Origin of the sequence: Aestuariivirga sp., assembly GCF_046294715.1 — a bacterium.
GTDB lineage: Bacteria > Pseudomonadota > Alphaproteobacteria > Rhizobiales > Aestuariivirgaceae > Aestuariivirga.
The window spans coordinates 1-16,220 of record NZ_JBKBKI010000050.1 but is presented as its reverse complement, the minus strand read 5'-3'; the positions used below and the strand labels follow the sequence as shown (position 1 = coordinate 16,220).

General features: G+C 64.5%; 19 protein-coding genes. 10 read left to right on the top strand and 9 right to left on the bottom strand.

Going from position 1 to position 16,220, the window contains the following annotated elements; genetic code table 11:
* Together ACK4HL_RS19590 and ACK4HL_RS19585 are read left to right on the top strand one after the other, a co-directional pair.
* Positions 1-1,442, top strand: a 1,442-nt coding sequence (locus ACK4HL_RS19590; RefSeq protein ID WP_409764243.1) for a murein L,D-transpeptidase, incomplete at its 5' end; no start/stop codon positions are given.
* A 308-nt stretch (positions 1,443-1,750) separates the two neighbouring features.
* Positions 1,751-3,259, top strand: coding sequence for a DUF882 domain-containing protein (locus tag ACK4HL_RS19585; protein WP_409764240.1), 1,509 nt, complete (start codon positions 1,751-1,753; stop codon positions 3,257-3,259).
* Positions 3,260-3,338: 79 nt separating this feature from the next.
* On the opposite strand, the gene ACK4HL_RS19580 is transcribed toward ACK4HL_RS19585, so the two are convergent.
* Genes ACK4HL_RS19580 through ACK4HL_RS19570 form a run of 3 tightly spaced genes read right to left on the bottom strand, consistent with a single transcriptional unit; the run spans position 3,339 to position 4,712 of the window.
* Positions 3,339-3,611 carry a DUF2312 domain-containing protein gene (locus tag ACK4HL_RS19580; RefSeq protein ID WP_409764237.1) on the bottom strand — a complete coding sequence of 91 codons (273 nt, stop codon included), beginning with the start codon at positions 3,609-3,611 and terminating at the stop codon, positions 3,339-3,341.
* A gap of 20 nt (positions 3,612-3,631) precedes the next feature.
* Positions 3,632-3,931 (bottom strand): DUF1244 domain-containing protein, encoded by a 300-nt coding sequence (locus tag ACK4HL_RS19575; RefSeq protein WP_409764234.1) that lies wholly within the window; start codon positions 3,929-3,931, stop codon positions 3,632-3,634.
* 28 nt (positions 3,932-3,959) lie between these two features.
* A complete protein-coding gene (locus tag ACK4HL_RS19570; RefSeq protein WP_409764231.1) occupies positions 3,960-4,712 on the bottom strand; it encodes an N-formylglutamate amidohydrolase in 753 nt (250 codons plus the stop codon).
* Positions 4,713-4,839: 127 nt separating this feature from the next.
* Between ACK4HL_RS19570 and ACK4HL_RS19565 the strand changes: the two genes are divergently transcribed.
* Both ACK4HL_RS19565 and pyk read left to right on the top strand, forming a co-directional pair.
* Entirely contained in the window at positions 4,840-5,268 is a 429-nt protein-coding gene (locus tag ACK4HL_RS19565) for a DUF1036 domain-containing protein (RefSeq protein WP_409764228.1), read from the top strand.
* A complete protein-coding gene (pyk, locus tag ACK4HL_RS19560) occupies positions 5,268-6,683 on the top strand; it encodes a pyruvate kinase (RefSeq protein WP_409764225.1) in 1,416 nt (471 codons plus the stop codon). The genes ACK4HL_RS19565 and pyk overlap by 1 nt, the downstream gene beginning before the upstream one ends.
* Positions 6,684-6,704: 21 nt before the next feature.
* On the opposite strand, the gene ACK4HL_RS19555 is transcribed toward pyk, so the two are convergent.
* Positions 6,705-7,328 carry a tetratricopeptide repeat protein gene (locus tag ACK4HL_RS19555; protein WP_409764222.1) on the bottom strand — a complete coding sequence of 208 codons (624 nt, stop codon included), beginning with the start codon at positions 7,326-7,328 and terminating at the stop codon, positions 6,705-6,707.
* An 83-nt stretch (positions 7,329-7,411) separates the two neighbouring features.
* Positions 7,412-7,537, bottom strand: coding sequence for a type B 50S ribosomal protein L36 (ykgO, locus tag ACK4HL_RS19550; RefSeq protein WP_111195955.1), 126 nt, complete (start codon positions 7,535-7,537; stop codon positions 7,412-7,414).
* Between the two features lie 112 nt (positions 7,538-7,649).
* On the opposite strand from ykgO, the gene ACK4HL_RS19545 reads away from it, so the two are divergent.
* The 4 genes from ACK4HL_RS19545 to ACK4HL_RS19530 all read left to right on the top strand — a co-directional run bounded on the left by ACK4HL_RS19545 (position 7,650) and on the right by ACK4HL_RS19530 (position 9,772).
* Complete coding sequence (locus tag ACK4HL_RS19545; RefSeq protein ID WP_409764218.1) at positions 7,650-7,883, top strand: hypothetical protein; 234 nt, start codon at positions 7,650-7,652, stop codon at positions 7,881-7,883.
* A 5-nt stretch (positions 7,884-7,888) separates the two neighbouring features.
* Positions 7,889-8,329: a MaoC family dehydratase gene (locus ACK4HL_RS19540; protein WP_409764215.1), complete on the top strand. Its 441-nt coding sequence runs from the start codon at positions 7,889-7,891 to the stop codon at positions 8,327-8,329.
* Between the two features lie 61 nt (positions 8,330-8,390).
* Entirely contained in the window at positions 8,391-8,843 is a 453-nt protein-coding gene (locus ACK4HL_RS19535) for an RbsD/FucU family protein (RefSeq protein ID WP_409764213.1), read from the top strand.
* Positions 8,844-8,848: 5 nt separating this feature from the next.
* Positions 8,849-9,772: a ribokinase gene (locus ACK4HL_RS19530; protein ID WP_409764210.1), complete on the top strand. Its 924-nt coding sequence runs from the start codon at positions 8,849-8,851 to the stop codon at positions 9,770-9,772.
* On the opposite strand, the gene ACK4HL_RS19525 is transcribed toward ACK4HL_RS19530, so the two are convergent.
* From ACK4HL_RS19525 to ACK4HL_RS19510, 4 genes are all read right to left on the bottom strand, one after another.
* Positions 9,759-10,385, bottom strand: coding sequence for a hypothetical protein (locus ACK4HL_RS19525; protein WP_409764208.1), 627 nt, complete (start codon positions 10,383-10,385; stop codon positions 9,759-9,761). The two genes, ACK4HL_RS19530 and ACK4HL_RS19525, sit on opposite strands and share 14 nt — an antisense overlap.
* Before the next feature lie 118 nt (positions 10,386-10,503).
* A complete protein-coding gene (locus tag ACK4HL_RS19520) occupies positions 10,504-11,310 on the bottom strand; it encodes a transporter substrate-binding domain-containing protein (protein WP_409764205.1) in 807 nt (268 codons plus the stop codon).
* Between the two features lie 261 nt (positions 11,311-11,571).
* Positions 11,572-13,794 (bottom strand): NADP-dependent isocitrate dehydrogenase, encoded by a 2,223-nt coding sequence (locus tag ACK4HL_RS19515; protein ID WP_409764202.1) that lies wholly within the window; start codon positions 13,792-13,794, stop codon positions 11,572-11,574.
* A gap of 142 nt (positions 13,795-13,936) precedes the next feature.
* Positions 13,937-14,620: a fumarylacetoacetate hydrolase family protein gene (locus tag ACK4HL_RS19510; protein WP_409764199.1), complete on the bottom strand. Its 684-nt coding sequence runs from the start codon at positions 14,618-14,620 to the stop codon at positions 13,937-13,939.
* Between the two features lie 186 nt (positions 14,621-14,806).
* Between ACK4HL_RS19510 and ACK4HL_RS19505 the strand changes: the two genes are divergently transcribed.
* The gene (locus ACK4HL_RS19505) at positions 14,807-15,490 is read left to right on the top strand and encodes a FadR/GntR family transcriptional regulator (RefSeq protein WP_409764196.1); all 684 of its coding nucleotides are present in this window, start codon (positions 14,807-14,809) and stop codon (positions 15,488-15,490) included.
* 86 nt (positions 15,491-15,576) lie between these two features.
* The coding region (locus tag ACK4HL_RS19500; RefSeq protein ID WP_409764193.1) for an ABC transporter substrate-binding protein at positions 15,577-16,220 on the top strand (644 nt) is incomplete at its 3' end.

Here is a 16,220-nt window from a genome sequence, read left to right as displayed (position 1 = left end):
GGTCGCAGAATTTCAGGCCGATCTGGCTCGAGAACGGGAAGCTCTCGGTCCGGGGAGCCGCCGTGCTGAAGCAACTCTCCTCCGCCGCCGAAGACGGGCTCGAACCCGAGGCCTATCTGCCGACAGGCCTTTCCGCCTTCGACGCACCGCTACCGGAAAACGATCCCGCCGCCATGGCGCGGCTCGACATCGATCTTGCGGCTGCGGCCTTGCGCTATGCGCGTGATGCCTCGGGCGGCCTGTTCGATCCGCGCAAGCTCTCGCTCTACCATGACGTGACGCCGCAATGGGTGCCAGCCTCCCGCGCCATCAAGGTTCTCGCCTGGTCCCCCTATGCGGCCGAGTACCTGAAGGAGCTTCATCCCGCACACCCCGCCTATTCTGCGATGAAGACGGAGCTCACGGCACTCCGCGCCAAGGTGGCCCAGGGCGTCGCCGATCCCATTCCCGAGGGCGACCTCGTCAAGAAGGGCATGAGCGATCCTCGCATTCCGGCGGTGCGCCGGAAACTCGCCGAGCTCGGCTATGCGGAAGCCCTCGTGCCGAGCGGCGAAGAGGATGTGCTCGACGCCGAACTCAGCGTCGTGCTGCGCCGACTTCAGAAGGCTTCCGGCATCAAGGTCACCGGCGTGCTCGGCCCTCAGACGGTGGGCGCACTCAACACCGACGTCTCGACCCGACGCCTCGCCACCATCCTCGACAACATGGAACGCCTGCGCTGGCTGCCGAAATCGCTCGGCGCCCGCCACGTCTTCGTCAACCAGGCCGCCTTCGAGGCGCGCGTGATGGAAAATGGCAAGGAGCTGTGGAAGACCCGCGTCATCGTCGGCAAGCCCAATACCCAGACCTCGGTGTTCCACGACGAGATGGAACTCGTGGTGTTCAATCCCTCGTGGGGCGTGCCGCCCTCGATCATCGCCAATGAGTATCTTCCCAAGTTGCGCCGCGACCCGGGCTACCTCGACAGGATCGGCTTCAAGGTGGTGAACCAGAACGGCAAGGTCGTGCCCTCGCGCTCGATCGACTGGGGAAGCTACGGCAGCAAGGTGCCCTATGGCATCCATCAGCCCCCGGGCGAAGACAATGCGCTGGGCGAGATCAAGTTTCTCTTCCCCAATTCCCACAACATCTACATGCACGACACGCCGAGCCGCGAACTCTTCGAGAAGGACGAGCGCGCCTTCAGCCATGGCTGCGTGCGCGTGCAGAACCCGCGCGACTTCGCTTCCGTTCTCCTCGGCTGGGACGCCAAGGAGGTGGCAGCCCACATCGAAACGCCGAAGAGCGAGACGGTGCGGCTCAAGCAGAAGGTCCCGGTGCACCTCACCTATTTCACGGCCTGGCCGGACGAAACGGGTAGAATCGTCTATTTCGACGACATCTACGGCCGCGACAAGGCCATGGAAGAGGCCCGATCGACGGTGGTCCTCGCCCAGCGCTGAGCGCCTGGAGATCCCTTCCGGGAGCGTGGAGAACTGGCCACATTCCTTTACGGAAAAGGGCGAATTCGACCGGTCCTGCCCATGAGGCGCAGTGTTTTCAACAGATTAAATGCTTGTTAAACATGCGCGTTTACCTTTTGGGAGCGCCGCCTCATCGTGGCCTTATTCTTGTTCGAAACGCGAATTCAGTGTAAGCCGATGCCCGGGATGGGGGTTGGCAGGCTGGACGGGATACCAGGGGAACCGGCAAAGCCGGTTGTGAGTGGGGTATGGGTTTGGACTGCAGGGAAGCCGGACATCGTCGCACCGTGATTCAACGCTGGAAAAAGCTCGTCGCCTCGGCCGCGGTCGCCGCAGCCGTCGGCACCGGAGTGTTCCTCAACTGGAATGCCCCCGCACTTTCGGGCGGCGAGACGCGCACCCTCTCGATCTACCACATCCATACCAAGGAAAACCTCACGATCACCTACATGAAGAACGGGAAGTACATCCCGTCCGCCATGAAGAAGATCAACTACATCCTGCGTGACTGGCGGCGCGACGAGGTGATCACCATCTCGCCCAGGACCATCGACCTGATGTGGGAATTGCATGCCGACCTCGGCTCGAAGCGCCCGATCCACATCGTCTCGGGATACCGCTCGCCGAAGACCAACGCCTTCCTGAAGAAGATCGGCCGCAACGTCGCGCGCAAGAGCCAGCACATGGTGGGCAAGGCCATCGACATCTATTTCCCCGACGTGCCCACCGAGAAGATGCGCAACTCCGCACTGGTGCGGCAGGTGGGCGGCGTCGGCTACTATCGCTCCGGCGGCGGCCCGACGGGCTTCCTCCACATCGACTCGGGCCGGGTGCGCCACTGGGGTCCGGCGATCAGCCAGAAGCAGATGGCCAAGATCATGCGCGACTACAAGAAAACGGTCGGCGCGCGTCTCAACAAGAAGGGCATGAAGGCCGTGCCCGAAGTCGAAGTGGCCGAGGCCGATGCGACGGCGGCCGGGCTTCCCTCCCAGCAGGAGGGCGGCGAGAACGCGGCGAAGCTCAAGGCCAAGAAGAAGATCCCGCTCGAAACCGCCTATGTGGAGGACGACGAGGAACTCGCCGGCATGAGCGAGGACGCTTCCGCGGCGCCGCAGAAGCCCAAGGCAAAGCCGGGCGACGCCGCCGAGCCGGAACAGGCCGATGCCACGGAGGAGGGCCCCGAACTGGTGGCCAGTGTGCCTGAAGGCGTGACCCAGGGCTATCCCGTGCCGAAGCCCAGGCCCAAGCCCATCGAGGTGCTGATGATGGCGGCCGTGAACATGAAGATCGTGCCCGCATCCGCACCCCCGCCGGACCAGACGGCGCGGACGACCCCTTCCCCGGTCGACGGCAATTCGCTCGGCGTCGTCGTGGCCGCCGAGACCATGGCCGAGCCCGAAACCGACGCCGCGAGCAAGACCAGCCTCACCGACGAGCTCCGCAGCGGCGAACCCGAGGGCGTTCCGGTGATCCGCTCGATCACCGCCTCTGCCGCCGGCGATGACCTATTCTGGTGGCCGCAGCAGCTGATCTTCGACTCCAGCAAGGCCGTTCGCCGCGACGGCGCCCCCCAGCAGTTCAACGAGACCGGTCTCGCGGGTCTCCTGCCCGGCATCGACGAGGCACAGGCCGATCCGGCGCCTCAGCTGCCGCGCCTCGCCGTGGCCCAGATGGCGCCGGCGCCCGCGGCCGGCAAGGGCGACATGCTCGTCGTCAACCGCGAAGGCAAGGGAAGCCTGCTCAGCACGCCCACGCTGATGCGGATGAGGCTTGGCCAGGTAGACACCGGCAACTGAGGCCATTTGCGATTTCGAATGCAGACGGGCCGCTTGCGCGGCCCGTTTTCTATTGCGATGTCTTCTCGGGAAGGTGCGATCACGCCGCCTCTTCGGCCTCGCCCGGGATCATGCCGAGTGCTGCCATGTAGACGTCGAGCATCGATTGCTCTTCCTCGCGCTCGGCGGCCTCCTTCTTCCTGAGGCTGATCACCTTGCGCAGGATCTTGGTGTCGAAGCCGTTCGCCTTGGCTTCGGCATAGACCTCCTTGATGTCAGCGGCGATTGCCTTCTTCTCCTCCTCGAGGCGCTCGATGCGCTCGACGATGGATTTCAGCTGGCCGTGGGCGAAGGTGGTCTTGGTCTGAGACATGTCTGTGCTTTCCCGGGAATTCAGTGCTTGTGCGACTGTGCGAACTTGGCCTTCTGGTCCTCGGTGGCGGCGGATTGGTGCCTGGCCTTCCACTCCTCATAGGGCATGCCATAGACCATGCTGCGCGCCTCCTCACGGCTGACCGCGAGGCCGCGCGCCCTGGCCGCCTCCTCGAACCAGTTGGACAGGCAGTTCCGGCAGAAGCCCGCGAGGTTCATCATGTCGATGTTCTGCACGTCCGTGCGCTGGCGGAGATGCTCCAGCAGGCGCCGGAAGGCCGCGGCCTCGAGTTCGGTTCTGGTCTTCTCGTCGATGTCCATCTTCTGGCACTCCCCGCGTCCGGGCCCGTCACCGGACATCATACATAATCGGTTCAATCACCTTGGCCACCCGTTCCACCCACTCATCCACACCTGTTTTGCCGGCGATGAGATCCTGCCGCACCTCGATCAGGGCATGAGGGAGGCCCGCCCGGGTGCCGTGGGTGTTGAGCGTGTCGCCTTCGAGGGCACCGTGATAGGGCTCGTTGTCGCCAACCACAAGATCACCCTGCGCCAGGAATCCCCGGATCATGGCGCGGGCCACCGCCTCGTCCCGGTCCCACAGAATGCCGACATGCCACGGCCGCCGCCAGCCGCGCCAGACGGGCGTGAAGGAATGAATGGAAACGAGGAACGGCACATGCCCCTGGGCGGAGACGGCCGCGATCTGCTCCGCAATGGCCCGGTGGTAGGGTTGGTGAAACCGTGCCGTGCGGCGCTGCCGCTCGGCCTCGTCCACGCCCCGGTTGCCGGGCACCACCGCGCCGTCTGAAATGCGCATGATGAGGGTGGGATCGTCCATGCCGCGATTGGGGTCGATCAGAAGGCGCGAGAAGCAGGAGAGCACCGCAGGGGCCTCGAGCCGCCGGGCGAGACCGAGCGTGAGGTCCCTGGCGCCGATGTCATAGGCGATGTGGCGGGAGAACTGCTCTTCCGGTATGCCGAGGCCGCCGTAGTCGTCCGGTATGCGGTTCGAGGCGTGATCGCACAGCAGGATCAGCCGCGTATCATGCGTTCCCGCCACAATTTCGTACGCTTCGGTTGCGGTTATCTTTGTCATGGACTGGCCATATAGATGACGCTAATGCCTCAGTCATCCGGTTAGGCCGCAAGTCGCCGGGGTTGACGCGGCGTTGGCAGGTGGGAAAGTTATGAACGATTCGCGGAACATATCCGGAGGCGGCAGAATGCTTCGCAAGATGGCGCTCGCGGCAGGCGCGCTCATGATCGTGGGATTCACGTCGGCTCCCGCACGGGCGGACCTCAAGCTCTGCAACAAGACCGAGAGCCGTGTCGGCGTGGCCCTGGGCTACAAGGACAAGGAAGGCTGGGCCACGGAGGGGTGGTGGACGGTGGAGCCGCAGAAATGCCTGCCGCTGCTCAAGGGCGACCTCATCGCGCGCTACTACTACATCTTCGCGGTGGATTACGACAAGGGCGGCTCATGGGGCGGCAAGTCCATCATGTGCACGCGCGACAAGGTCTTCACCATCCGCGGCATCGAGGATTGCGAGGGCCGGGGCTATACGAAGACCGGCTTCTTCGAAGTCGACACCGGTGAGGCTGCCGACTGGACGGTATCGCTCTCGGGCGAAAAGACCACGCAAGGACAGTAATGCGCCGAAACCGCAAGGTGAAGATCGTGGCGACGCTCGGCCCCGCGTCGTCATCGCCCGAGATGCTGGAGAAACTCTTCCTCGCCGGGGCGGACGTCTTCCGCATCAACATGAGCCACACTCAGCACGACCTGCTGCGCCAGCTCCATCGTGACATCCGCGCTGCCGAGGCGAAGCTCAAGCGTCCCGTCGGCATCCTCGCCGACCTGCAGGGCCCCAAGATCCGCATCGGTACCTTCCAGAGCAAGGAGGCGAAGATCGCGGCGGGCGACACTTTCGTCTTCGACATGGACAAGACACCGGGCGATCACACGCGCGTCTGCCTGCCGCATCCCGAGATCTTCGCCTCGGCCCAGCTTGGCGACAATCTCCTTCTCAACGATGGCCGACTGCGCGTCGAGATCGTCAAGGCCGAGCCGACGCGGCTCACGACGCGCGTGATCTTCGGAGGAACGCTCTCCGACAGGAAGGGCGTGAATCTCCCCGACACCGTGATTCCCATTCCTGCCTTGACCGAGAAGGACCGCTCCGATCTCGAGGCTGCCGCGGCGATCGGGGTGGACTGGATCGCGCTCTCCTTCGTGCAGCGCGCCGATGACGTGGCCGAGGCGAGGAAACTCGTCGCGGGGCGTGCCGGTGTCATGGCGAAGATCGAGAAGCCCGCCGCGCTGACGGTTCTCGACGAGATCCTCGAGATCGCCGACGGGCTCATGGTGGCGCGTGGCGATCTCGGCGTCGAACTGCCGCTCGAGACGGTTCCCGGCCGCCAGAAGCAGATCACCCGGGCCGCCCGCCGCATCGGCAAGCCGGTGATCGTGGCAACGCAGATGCTCGAATCGATGATCACCGAGCCGGTGCCGACGCGCGCCGAGGTCTCTGACGTTGCGACCGCGGTCTACGAAGGCGCCGACGCCATCATGCTCTCCGCCGAGAGCGCAACCGGAGCCTGGCCGGACAAGGCCGTCGCGATGATGGACGGCATTGCCCAGGCGGTGGAGCGCGACTCGCTCTATCGCGGCATCATCACCGCCCAGCGCTACGAACCGCAGCCGACGAGCGCCGATGCCATCTCGAGCGCAGCACGCGCCATCTCGGAGACGCTGAAGCTCTCGGCCATCGTCTGCTACACGGGCTCGGGCTCGACCGGCATGCGGATGTCACGCGAGCGACCGGACACACCCGTCATCGCCTTGACGCCAATTCCGGCGACGGCACGCCGCCTCGCGCTCGTCTGGGGCTTGCATTGCGTGCTGACCGACGATGCGCGGGACCTCGACGACATGGTGACGAGAGCCGCCCGCATCGCCGTCGAGGAAGGCTTCGCCGATGCCGGTCAGCGCATCATCATCACTGCGGGCCTGCCGCTCGGCACGCCCGGCGCCACGAACATGATCCGCATCGCCTATGTGTCCTGATCGACGGAAGCAGTTGCCCGGCTAGATTCCCTGTTCCAGCCGGTCGAGTTCCTTGATCGCGGCCTTCACCTGCTCGAGATTGGGGTTCATGGCGAGCGCCTCCTCGAAAGCCGCGCGGGCGGCGGAGTATTTCTTCTGGCGCTGCAGGATCATGCCCTTGCCCGCGAGGGCGCCGAAGTGCCGGGGCTCCAGGTCCAGCACCTTCTCGATGTCCTTAAGGGCCTGCTCATCCCGCTTCATCATGTAATAGAGCGTGGCGCGCTTGTTCCAAGCCTCGGCGAAACCGGGATACGCACCGGTGAGCCGGTCGAGGATCGAGAGCGCCTCGGCGGGCGCACCCGCGGCGATTGCCCGGCCGGCCTGCTGAAGAAGCACCTCGGCCGTGGGCGAATCCGAGGCGCTCCACAGCTCCCAGATCTTCTGCTCGAGAGCCGGGCTCATCGCTCCCGCTCCGCGCAGCCGCGCGAACAGGATGTCCAGCTGCTCGGCCCTGCGTTCGGCGGGCTTCAGCACCTCTTCGGCAGGCGCTGCACCGGGAAGCGGCGGCGCGTCCTGCCCGGCCGTGCCCTCCTCCTGCGCCAGAACGGGCGGGCTGAGGGCGAGGAGGGCGGCAATGACGAGGAAACCACGCATGGGCCGCATCATACACCCTCCTTCATGGCAACAAAAAGAGCGCCGTGGGCGGCATCCCGCCCACGGCGTTCACGATCCCGTCAGGGAAGCTAAGCTCAGCCCTGGCGCGCCTTGAAGCGCGGGTTGGTCTTGTTGATGATGTAGATGCGGCCCTTGCGGCGCACCATGCGGTTGTCGCGGTGGCGCTTCAGGAGCGACTTGAGGGAATTGCGGACTTTCATGGACTTCACCTGATTTTTCAGGCAGAAGGAGCGCTGCACCCCGTTCCGCCCGTTGAACACTGGCGGTTCCATAGCGGGGCCATCCCTGCCTGTCAACCGACCCGCCCTGCCCATGCCTGCCACCGCCAGCCCCTTCGAATTCTGGATCACCGTCGCAGTGCTTACGGCCAGCGTCTGCGTCGTTGGGCTCATGTCCTGGCTCGAGCGCCGGCCGCGCACCAGCCTCACGCCCCGCCTCATTCCCACAACGCCCGTGCTGCTCGTCTTCGCCTTCGTGGCGATCCTCGCGCTGGTGCATCTCTTCAACCTCTATGGCGTCCATACCGGGCGCAGCATCAGGCCTTAGCGTCCATGCTTCCTCCCACCCAGACCCTCTATTTCGAGGACCTCGAGCTCGGCATGACCGAGACCTATGTCAAGGAAGTGAAATCCTCGGACGTGGTCGGTTTCGCCGAGATCTCGGGCGACAGGAACCCGATCCATCTTTCCGAGCATTTCGCCGCCAGGACCCCCTTCGGCGGCAGGATCGCCCACGGCCTCTACACCGCCAGCCTCATTTCCGCGGTGATCGGCACGAGGCTGCCGGGGCCCGGCGCCGTCTACCTGTCGCAGACGCTGAACTTCAAGGCGCCGGTGCGCATCGGCGACCTGGTGGAGGCGAGCGTCGAGGTGGTCGAACTCGTCGAGAAGGGGCGGCGCGTCAGGCTCTCCTGCCGCTGCCGGGTGGGCGAGACGGTGGTGCTCGAAGGCGAGGCGCTGGTGAAGGTGCCTGGCAAGCCCGAGGGCTACTGAGCCCGCTTGACTCTCCCTCTGCCGCCTCTAGCTTTCACCCTCACGTCTTGGGAGGGCATCCATGCTGCGCAATTTCGACAACCGCCTCAATGCGGACGTGATCCGCTGTCTCCGGGCCATGGGCCACGGCGACGATCTGGTGATCTCGGACACCAATTTCCCCGCCGACTCGGTGGCGCGTCATACGGTCACCGGGAAACTCCTCCGCATGGACAATCTGACGGCGGCCGAAGCGATAGATGCCATCCTCTCCGTCTTCCCGCTCGACTCATTCGTGGAAAAGCCTGCTTCGCGCATGGAGATCGTGGGCAAACCGGCCGAGGTGCCGCCCGTGCAGGCCGAGGTGCAAGCCGTGATCGACAAGTGGGAGGGCAGGTCCTGGCCGATGGGCTCGATCGAGCGCTTCGCCTTCTATGACATGGCGCGCAAGTCATATGCGGTGATCGTCACCGGCGAGACGCGATTCTATGGCTGCTTCATCCTGAAGAAGGGCGTGATCCCGCCGGAAGCCTGAGTGTCATGAAGCAGGGCGTCGCCATTCTCGGCATCTTCGTGGCCGATCTTGCCTTCCGTGCGGCCCGCCAACCCGTGATGGGCGAAACCCTCATGGGCTCGGGCTTCAAGATGGGCCCTGGCGGCAAGGGCTCGAACCAGGCTGTCGCCGCAGCGCGCGCGGGCGCGAAAGTCAGCTTCATCACGCGTATCGGCAGGGATGCCTTCGGCGAAATCGCACTCGCGACCTGGAAGAGCGAAGGCATTACGCCTCGCGCAGCAATCGCCGAGGAGGAACCCACGGGCGCTGCCTATATCTTCGTGAGCGACGGGACGGGGGAAAACGCCATCATCGTGGTTCCAGGCGCAGCGGGCGGCATCGGCCCGGAACATGTCGAGGCGGCGCACGACGGGATCGCGGCTGCCAAGGTCTTCGTCACACAGCTCGAGCAGCCGCTCGCCGCTGCACTGAAAGGACTGGAGATCGCCAGGGAATCGGGCGCGGTCACCATATTCAACCCTGCTCCGGCCGCCCCCGTGCCTGACGCGATCTATCGCCTTTGCGACTATGTGATTCCCAATGAAAACGAGGCAGAAGCCCTTACCGGTATTGCGGTTGCGACGGAGGACCAGGCCCGCGCGGCGGGTGACGCGCTCCTGGCGAAAGGTGCGGGCACGGCGCTGATCACGCTCGGCCCCCGTGGCGCGCTGTTCCACAGTCGCGAGCGCTCGCTGCTGGTAGAGGCCTTCGATGCGGGAAGAGTGGTCGAGACCGCTGGCGCGGGCGACAGTTTCGTGGGCGCCTTCGCCGCGGCGCTTGCAGAGGGCATGGACCCTGTGCAGGCCGCCCGTTTCGGCTGTGCCGCGGCGGGGATTTCGGTCACCCGTTCTGGAACGGCTCCCGCCATGCCCAGGCGCGCCGAGATCGAGGCGCTGCTCAACCGCCGATGATGTGATGACTTGCCCGCATGGTGCCGAACGCCTCCTCGATGACGGCGCGCTCCAGGACATCGAAGCGCAGGCTCAGCGTAGGCTGACGTGTCTGCATAGGATCGGCCGCAATGTCACAGGCGGTGAGGAAGTCCGCCGGAGGTGCCTTTTGTTCGACGAGAGCGATGGCTTCGCGCACCAGCTTGCGCGTGCCGCAGGCTGATTCCAGATGCCCGGCGAGATAGCCGGCATCGGCAAGGGGCGGAATCGCGCGGAGACTGGCGCGCGGCGAGGCCTCGACACGAGGCCGTGGGCCGAACTGTATCGCGCATAATGCCGGCTCGAGTGCGTCCGGTGCTGCTGTGCAAAGCGAGCGCCGGAGCTCGTCGATCAGCGCGCCGCCTAAGGTTTCCGCATCGACGCCATGCTTCAAGGCCTGGTGCCGCGCATAGCCTGCCAGATACCCTGCGAAGAACAGCGAGAATTCAGATGCCGTGGACATGACATGCTCACGCTGCGCGGCAAGCGCTTCAACGGCTCGCCCAGCCGCCTTTCGCAGCACGGCCATCGTCGCATCCTCGCCCGGCGCAATGGGAACGACGGCAATGTCGAGAACCGGCTTGCGCCGGTTCATGTTGATGTCTCTCCAACCCATGACCGGCTTTTAGCGCAAGCGCGCGACTCCACGCTACCACCAATGAAGAGGGGCCGGCGTGTTGCGCCGGCCCCCTGTCATCGGCGGTGGAGCGGTCCTACTCCGCCTTGGGCAGCGTCATCTTGCCCACGAGCTGCGGGTACTTCTGCGTGATCTCGTCGAACTTGCCGGCTTTGGCGAGCGCGCTGATCGCAGCGTTCAGCTTCTCCTTCAGGGCCGTGTCTTCCTTGCGGACGCCGCCGCCCACGCCTTCGCCATAGATGCCGGGATCATCTTTCGGCTTCTCGATGATGCCCTTGAGTTCGCAGCAGGCGGAGCCCTGGTCGGTGCCGAGATAATCGAATAGCGCCGAGCTGTTGGCCAGCACGTAATCGAGGCGGCCGGCGGCGAGGTCGTTGTTCGCCTCGTCCTGCGTGGCATAGGTCTTGAGGTCGACACCCGCGGGCAGGAGATATTTCTGCGCGTATCTCTCGTGGCCCGTCGACACCTGTACGCCCAGCGTCTTGCCTTTCAGATGCTCGGGCGAGATGTCCTTGTCGCCATCTTTCTGGCCGATCATGGCGGGAGGCGTGTCGTAGTACATTTGCGAGAAATCAATCGTCTCCTTGCGCTTCTCGGTGATGAGCATCGATGACCAGATCACGTCGATCTGCTTGGAGGTGAGCGCCGGGATGATTCCGTCCCACGCCACTTCCACGACTTCGCATTTTTCCTTCATCTCCGCGCAGACAGCGTCCATCACGTCGATTTCCCAGCCGACCCACTTGCCCGACGCATCCTTCGAGGTGAAGGGCGGATAAGGTTCAGCCGCCACGCCGAACCTGAGATCGGCCATGGCGGGCGCAGCGGTCGCAAGCAACGCTGCTGCGGCAACGCCCAGTGCCAAACGGCGAGTCCAGTTCATGATCTTTCTACTCCCTGCTTTTAAAGACGTTCCCTCACGTCAGACGCTTAGCCTCTCCCCCAAAGCGGCTCGCGCGCGGAAGACTGCATGAAAGCTTGATGATCGGCAAGCAGAGAACAGGATGGCGGACCCGCCGCCAGCGTATGGAACCCCCGCTCTTTTCGGCAGCAAAGACAACCGGACCGGACATCGGCTGACGTGTGCCAGCGTCAACCGGAGTGATTCACCGGCACAGCGGTTGAAGCCCTCCGGTGCCGCGCCTCAGCCGATGATGCCGTTGAACGTCGCTGACGGCCGCATCACGGCCTCAGTCCTTTCGGGTTCGGTGCGATAATAACCGCCCAGATCGGCGGGCCTTCCGCCGCCGCGCGCCAGTTCCTCGAGGATCGTTTTCTCCTGAGCGGCCAGGGCTTCCGCCACGGGCCTGAACCGGGCCGCCAGATCGGGATCCTCCTTCTGAGAGGCGAGCGCCTTCGCCCAGTAGAGCGCAAAGAAGAAGTGACTGTCGCGGGTATCCGTCTGGCCCACCTTCGGCCTGGGCGACTTGTTGTTGTCGAGGATGCCCTGCGTCGCCACATCGACGGCATCGCCGAGCACCCGCGCCTTGGCGTTGCCCTTGACGGCGGCCAGGAACTTCAGGCTTTCGCCCAGGGCGCAGAACTCGCCTAGCGAATCCCAGCGCAGGTGGTTTTCCTCCATCAGCTGCTGGACGTGCTTCGGCGCGGAGCCCCCTGCCCCCGTCTCGAACAGGCCGCCGCCCTTCATCAGCTTGACGATCGACAGCATCTTGGCCGAGGTCCCGAGCTCGAGAATCGGGAACAGATCGGTGAGATAATCGCGCAGCACGTTGCCGGTCACGGCGATCGAGTTCTCGCCCTTGCGGATCGTCTCGAGGGAAAGCCGTGTCGCTTCCCGTGGCGCGAGAATCCGGAACTTGTCCGTGACGCCAGCCGCCGCCAGCATCGGCTTCACGTATCCGATGAGTTCGGCGTCGTGCGGCCGAGTCTCGTCCAGCCAGAAGATCGCCTGGCAGCCTTCGGCCTTCTGCCGCTCGATCGCCAGCCGCACCCAATCCTCGATGGCGGCCCGGCGGGTGGAGGCCGCGCGCCAGATGTCGCCGGCTTCGACCTCATGCTGGTGCAGCACCTCGCCGTTGGCCAGCACCATGCGCACCGTGCCGTCCTGCGGGATCTCGAAGGTAGTCGGATGCGAGCCGTATTCCTCGGCCTTCTGCGCCATCAGGCCAATGTTCTGCACCGTGCCTGCAGTCGCCGGATCGAGTGCGCCAGTCTCCTTGAAGTACTTCACCGTCTCGTCATAGACCCCGGCATAGGAACTGTCCGGGATCACGCAGCTGGCATCAGCCTCCTTGCCGTCCGGACCGCAGCCCTTGCCGCCCGCCCGGATCAGGGCCGGCATCGACGCATCGACGATCACGTCCGAGGGAACATGGAGGTTGGTGATGCCCTTCTCCGAATTGACCATGTAGAGGGGCGGGCGCGAGGCCATGACGGCTGCGATATCCGCCTCGACCGCCCCCCGCTCCGGCATCTCGGCCACGCGCTCGAGCAGCGTGCCGAGTCCTGAATTGGGATTGACGCCAGCGGCCTTGAGCGCCTCGCCGTGCTTCTCGAACACCGGCCTGAGGAACTGCTTCACGGCATGGCCGAAGATGATCGGGTCGGAGACCTTCATCATGGTGGCCTTGAGATGGATCGAGAACAGCACGCCATTGCGTTTGGCGCTCTCGATCTCGGCGCTGAGGAACTCAGAGAGTGCCCGAGCTGACATGAAGCTCGCATCGACGATGGTGCCGGCGGGATAGTTCACGCCTTCCTTCAGCACGATGGTCTTGCCGTCCCGCGAAACGAGTTCGATCCGCGCCGGGCCGGCCTGAGCCTCGGTCAGCGTGGCCGATTTCTCGTTCGATCGGAAATCGCCGGTGGACATGGTTGCGACATAGGTCTTGCTGTCGGACTTCCATGCGCCCATGGAATGCGGGTTGGCCCTGGCGTAGTTCTTGACGGCGATGGCGGCGCGGCGGTCGGAGTTTCCCTCGCGCAGCACCGGGTTCACGGCCGATCCCTTCACCGCGTCATAGCGGCTGCGGATATCCTTCTCCTCCGGCGTGGCGGGGCTTTCCGGATAATCCGGCAAGTCGTAGCCCTGCGCCTGAAGTTCCTTGATGGCAGCGACGAGTTGCGGCACGGAGGCCGAGATGTTCGGCAGCTTGATGACGTTGGCTTCCGGCGTCTTCACCAGTTCGCCGAGTTCGGCAAGATCGTCCGGCTGGCGCTGCGACGAGGTGAGCCGCTCCGGAAAAGCGGCGATGATGCGCCCCGCCAGCGAGATGTCCTTGGTGCCGACGGTGATTCCCGCGGGCTTGGTGAAGGCGCGGATGATCGGCAGCAGGGAGGCGAGTGCAAGCTGCGGGGCTTCATCCACCTTGGTGAAGATGAGATCGGGAATGACAGGTCCGGTCATGGGTGTGCCTCTGCTGATGTCCGAGCGCGTCATATCGGCAGCAGGGCCGGTGCGACAAGAAGGATTGCCGAGCCGCGGCAATACGGCCGATGCCGTGCCTAAAAAGGCGGCAGCAGCAAGTTCCCGCTGCCGCCCCCGTTTCTCAGACGACCGTGACGGTAAGGCTGCCCAGCCCTTCGATCGAGGCCACCATCTCGTCGCCGCGCTTTACCGGCCCCACGCCGGAAGGCGTACCGGACATGATGACGTCACCCGCCTTCAGTTCGAAATACTCCGAAAGATAGGCGATCATTTCCGGCACCTTCCATATCATCTGGTTGAGGTCGCCCTCCTGCTTGACGGCGCCGTTGACCTTGAGCTCGATCCGGCCATGGTCCGGATGGCCGACCTCGCTGGCGGGCCGCAGCGGCCCCACGGGGCCCGAGCGCTCGAACGACTTGGCGATTTCCCACGGGCGGCCGAGCTTCTTCGCCTCGTTCTGCAGGTCGCGCCGAGTCATGTCGAGCGAGACGGCATAACCCCAGACATGGCTGAGCGCGTCGGCGACTGGAATGTTGGTGCCGCCCGACTTCAGCGCCACCACGAGTTCGACCTCGTGGTGCACGTCGGAAGAGTGCGGCGGATAGGGGAAGCTGCCGGAAGAGTCGAGGTTGTCCGGGTTCTTCTGGAAGAAGAAGGGTGACTCGCGATTGGGATCATGCCCCATTTCCACGGCGTGGGCCGCGTAATTGCGCCCGATGCAATAGACGCGCCGTACGGGAAAGGAGCCGCCGCCACTGACCGGAATGGCCGGCACAGGCGGTTGAGGGATCACGAAATCGGGCATGTTTCACCTTCTGAAGAGCACCAACTGCGAAAACCGCTATAGCAGGGCGAATAACGAAATCAATCCCTACCAATGTTGATAACTTTGTAAATCGGACAACCAATCTGCGCTTGGTTCACTTTCTTCTTGCTGAAAGAAAGGTACTGTGCAAGGAATTGGTAGACCAATTTTGAGACCAATTCGAAAATGTCCGATCAGATTTCCATTCCCAGCGATCCGGTCGAACGGCTCCGCCGATTCATTCACGAGGGAGGGTTCACGCAGGGGGTCCGGCTGCCGCCCGAGCGCCACCTGACGGACAAGCTGGGCATGAGCCGCGCCACGTTGAGAAAGGCGTTGGGAGCGCTGGAGCGCGACGGCGTCATCTGGCGCCACGTCGGCAAGGGCACGTTCCTCTCCGACGGCAGCCAGCAGGCGCCGAACGGCGCCCTCGCCGAGCTGGGTCGGCAACTCACGCCATTCCGCATGATGCGCGCAAGGCTGGCGATCGAGCCCGCGATCGCCCGCGAAGCCGCCATCAATGCCTCGGGTGACACGCAGGTCCGCATGCAGCAGGCACTTGCCCGCGCCAAGGCCGCGGCGACATGGCGCGAATACGAGATCCAAGACGATCTCTTTCACCGCACGGTGGCGGAGGCGAGCGACAATCTCCTGCTCCTGTCGCTCTTCGACCAGCTGAACGGCGTGCGGCGTGCCGTGGCCTGGGGCAATGTCACTCGCCAGAGTGCCCAGCCTTCGCCCGACCATTCGAGTTTCGCCGAGCACGACGCGATCGCCAAAGCCATTGCTGCTCGCGACCCGGCCGCAGCCTATGAGGCGATGCGCACGCATCTTCGTTCGGTTTCGCAGCGATTGTTTGGGGAGAACTGATCGTCGAACCGTCACGGCTCAGTGAAGGCGGAACGCCCCGACCGGGACAGCACAGAACTTCTAAGGCATTCTCAGGGAGGAGAACCATGAAGAACCTCGTCAAGAAAGTGGTGGGACTGGCCTTCGCAGCCAGCATGATGGTCTCGGCGGCCTACGCCGAAACGATCAAGATCGCGCTGGCGGAGCCGCCCTCGGACGAACTCGCCGCGTTTTTCGTGGCGCTCGACCGGGCCAAGGCCAAGGGCCTCGAGTTCGAATGGACGGCGTTCGCCGACGAGGAGCTGGCCGTTCAGGCCGTGCTCAGCGGCGACATGGACATCGCATTCGGCACACCCTACGCCGTGATGCAGCGCTCCAAGGCGCCGATCCGCATCATCTTCCAGCTTTCGAAGCTGGTGTTCTTCCCGGTGACCACCAAGGAGTACACCAAGCTCGCCGATCTCAACGGCCAGCCCATCATGCTGCATTCGCGCGGCGGCGGGACCGACTCGATCGCCAACATGATCGAGGCCCGCGAAGGCATCAAGTTCGGCGAACGTTCCTACGTGCCGGGCTCGAACAACCGCGTCGTGGCGCTGATGGCCGGCCAGGGCAAGGCGACGATCCTCGACCTTTCCAACAAGAACAAGATCATCGCGCAGGCAGGAGACCGCTTCCATGCGCTTCCGATGTTCGAGGTGAAGGCCACCGACGAGGCCCTCTTCGCCAATCTCGACTGGATCAAGGCGAA

Coding starts and splice junctions, on each gene's coding strand:
- ACK4HL_RS19525 (WP_409764208.1), bottom strand. CDS start 10,385: ATGAACCGGCGCAAGCCGGTTCTCGACATTGCCGTCGTTCCCATTGCG.
- ACK4HL_RS19530 (WP_409764210.1), top strand. CDS start 8,849: ATGAAGCAGGGCGTCGCCATTCTCGGCATCTTCGTGGCCGATCTTGCC.
- ACK4HL_RS19535 (WP_409764213.1), top strand. CDS start 8,391: ATGCTGCGCAATTTCGACAACCGCCTCAATGCGGACGTGATCCGCTGT.
- ACK4HL_RS19510 (WP_409764199.1), bottom strand. CDS start 14,620: ATGCCCGATTTCGTGATCCCTCAACCGCCTGTGCCGGCCATTCCGGTC.
- ACK4HL_RS19505 (WP_409764196.1), top strand. CDS start 14,807: ATGTCCGATCAGATTTCCATTCCCAGCGATCCGGTCGAACGGCTCCGC.
- ACK4HL_RS19575 (WP_409764234.1), bottom strand. CDS start 3,931: ATGGACATCGACGAGAAGACCAGAACCGAACTCGAGGCCGCGGCCTTC.
- pyk (WP_409764225.1), top strand. CDS start 5,268: ATGCGCCGAAACCGCAAGGTGAAGATCGTGGCGACGCTCGGCCCCGCG.
- ACK4HL_RS19515 (WP_409764202.1), bottom strand. CDS start 13,794: ATGACCGGACCTGTCATTCCCGATCTCATCTTCACCAAGGTGGATGAA.
- ykgO (WP_111195955.1), bottom strand. CDS start 7,537: ATGAAAGTCCGCAATTCCCTCAAGTCGCTCCTGAAGCGCCACCGCGAC.
- ACK4HL_RS19520 (WP_409764205.1), bottom strand. CDS start 11,310: ATGAACTGGACTCGCCGTTTGGCACTGGGCGTTGCCGCAGCAGCGTTG.
- ACK4HL_RS19555 (WP_409764222.1), bottom strand. CDS start 7,328: ATGATGCGGCCCATGCGTGGTTTCCTCGTCATTGCCGCCCTCCTCGCC.
- ACK4HL_RS19565 (WP_409764228.1), top strand. CDS start 4,840: ATGCTTCGCAAGATGGCGCTCGCGGCAGGCGCGCTCATGATCGTGGGA.
- ACK4HL_RS19545 (WP_409764218.1), top strand. CDS start 7,650: ATGCCTGCCACCGCCAGCCCCTTCGAATTCTGGATCACCGTCGCAGTG.
- ACK4HL_RS19570 (WP_409764231.1), bottom strand. CDS start 4,712: ATGACAAAGATAACCGCAACCGAAGCGTACGAAATTGTGGCGGGAACG.
- ACK4HL_RS19540 (WP_409764215.1), top strand. CDS start 7,889: ATGCTTCCTCCCACCCAGACCCTCTATTTCGAGGACCTCGAGCTCGGC.
- ACK4HL_RS19580 (WP_409764237.1), bottom strand. CDS start 3,611: ATGTCTCAGACCAAGACCACCTTCGCCCACGGCCAGCTGAAATCCATC.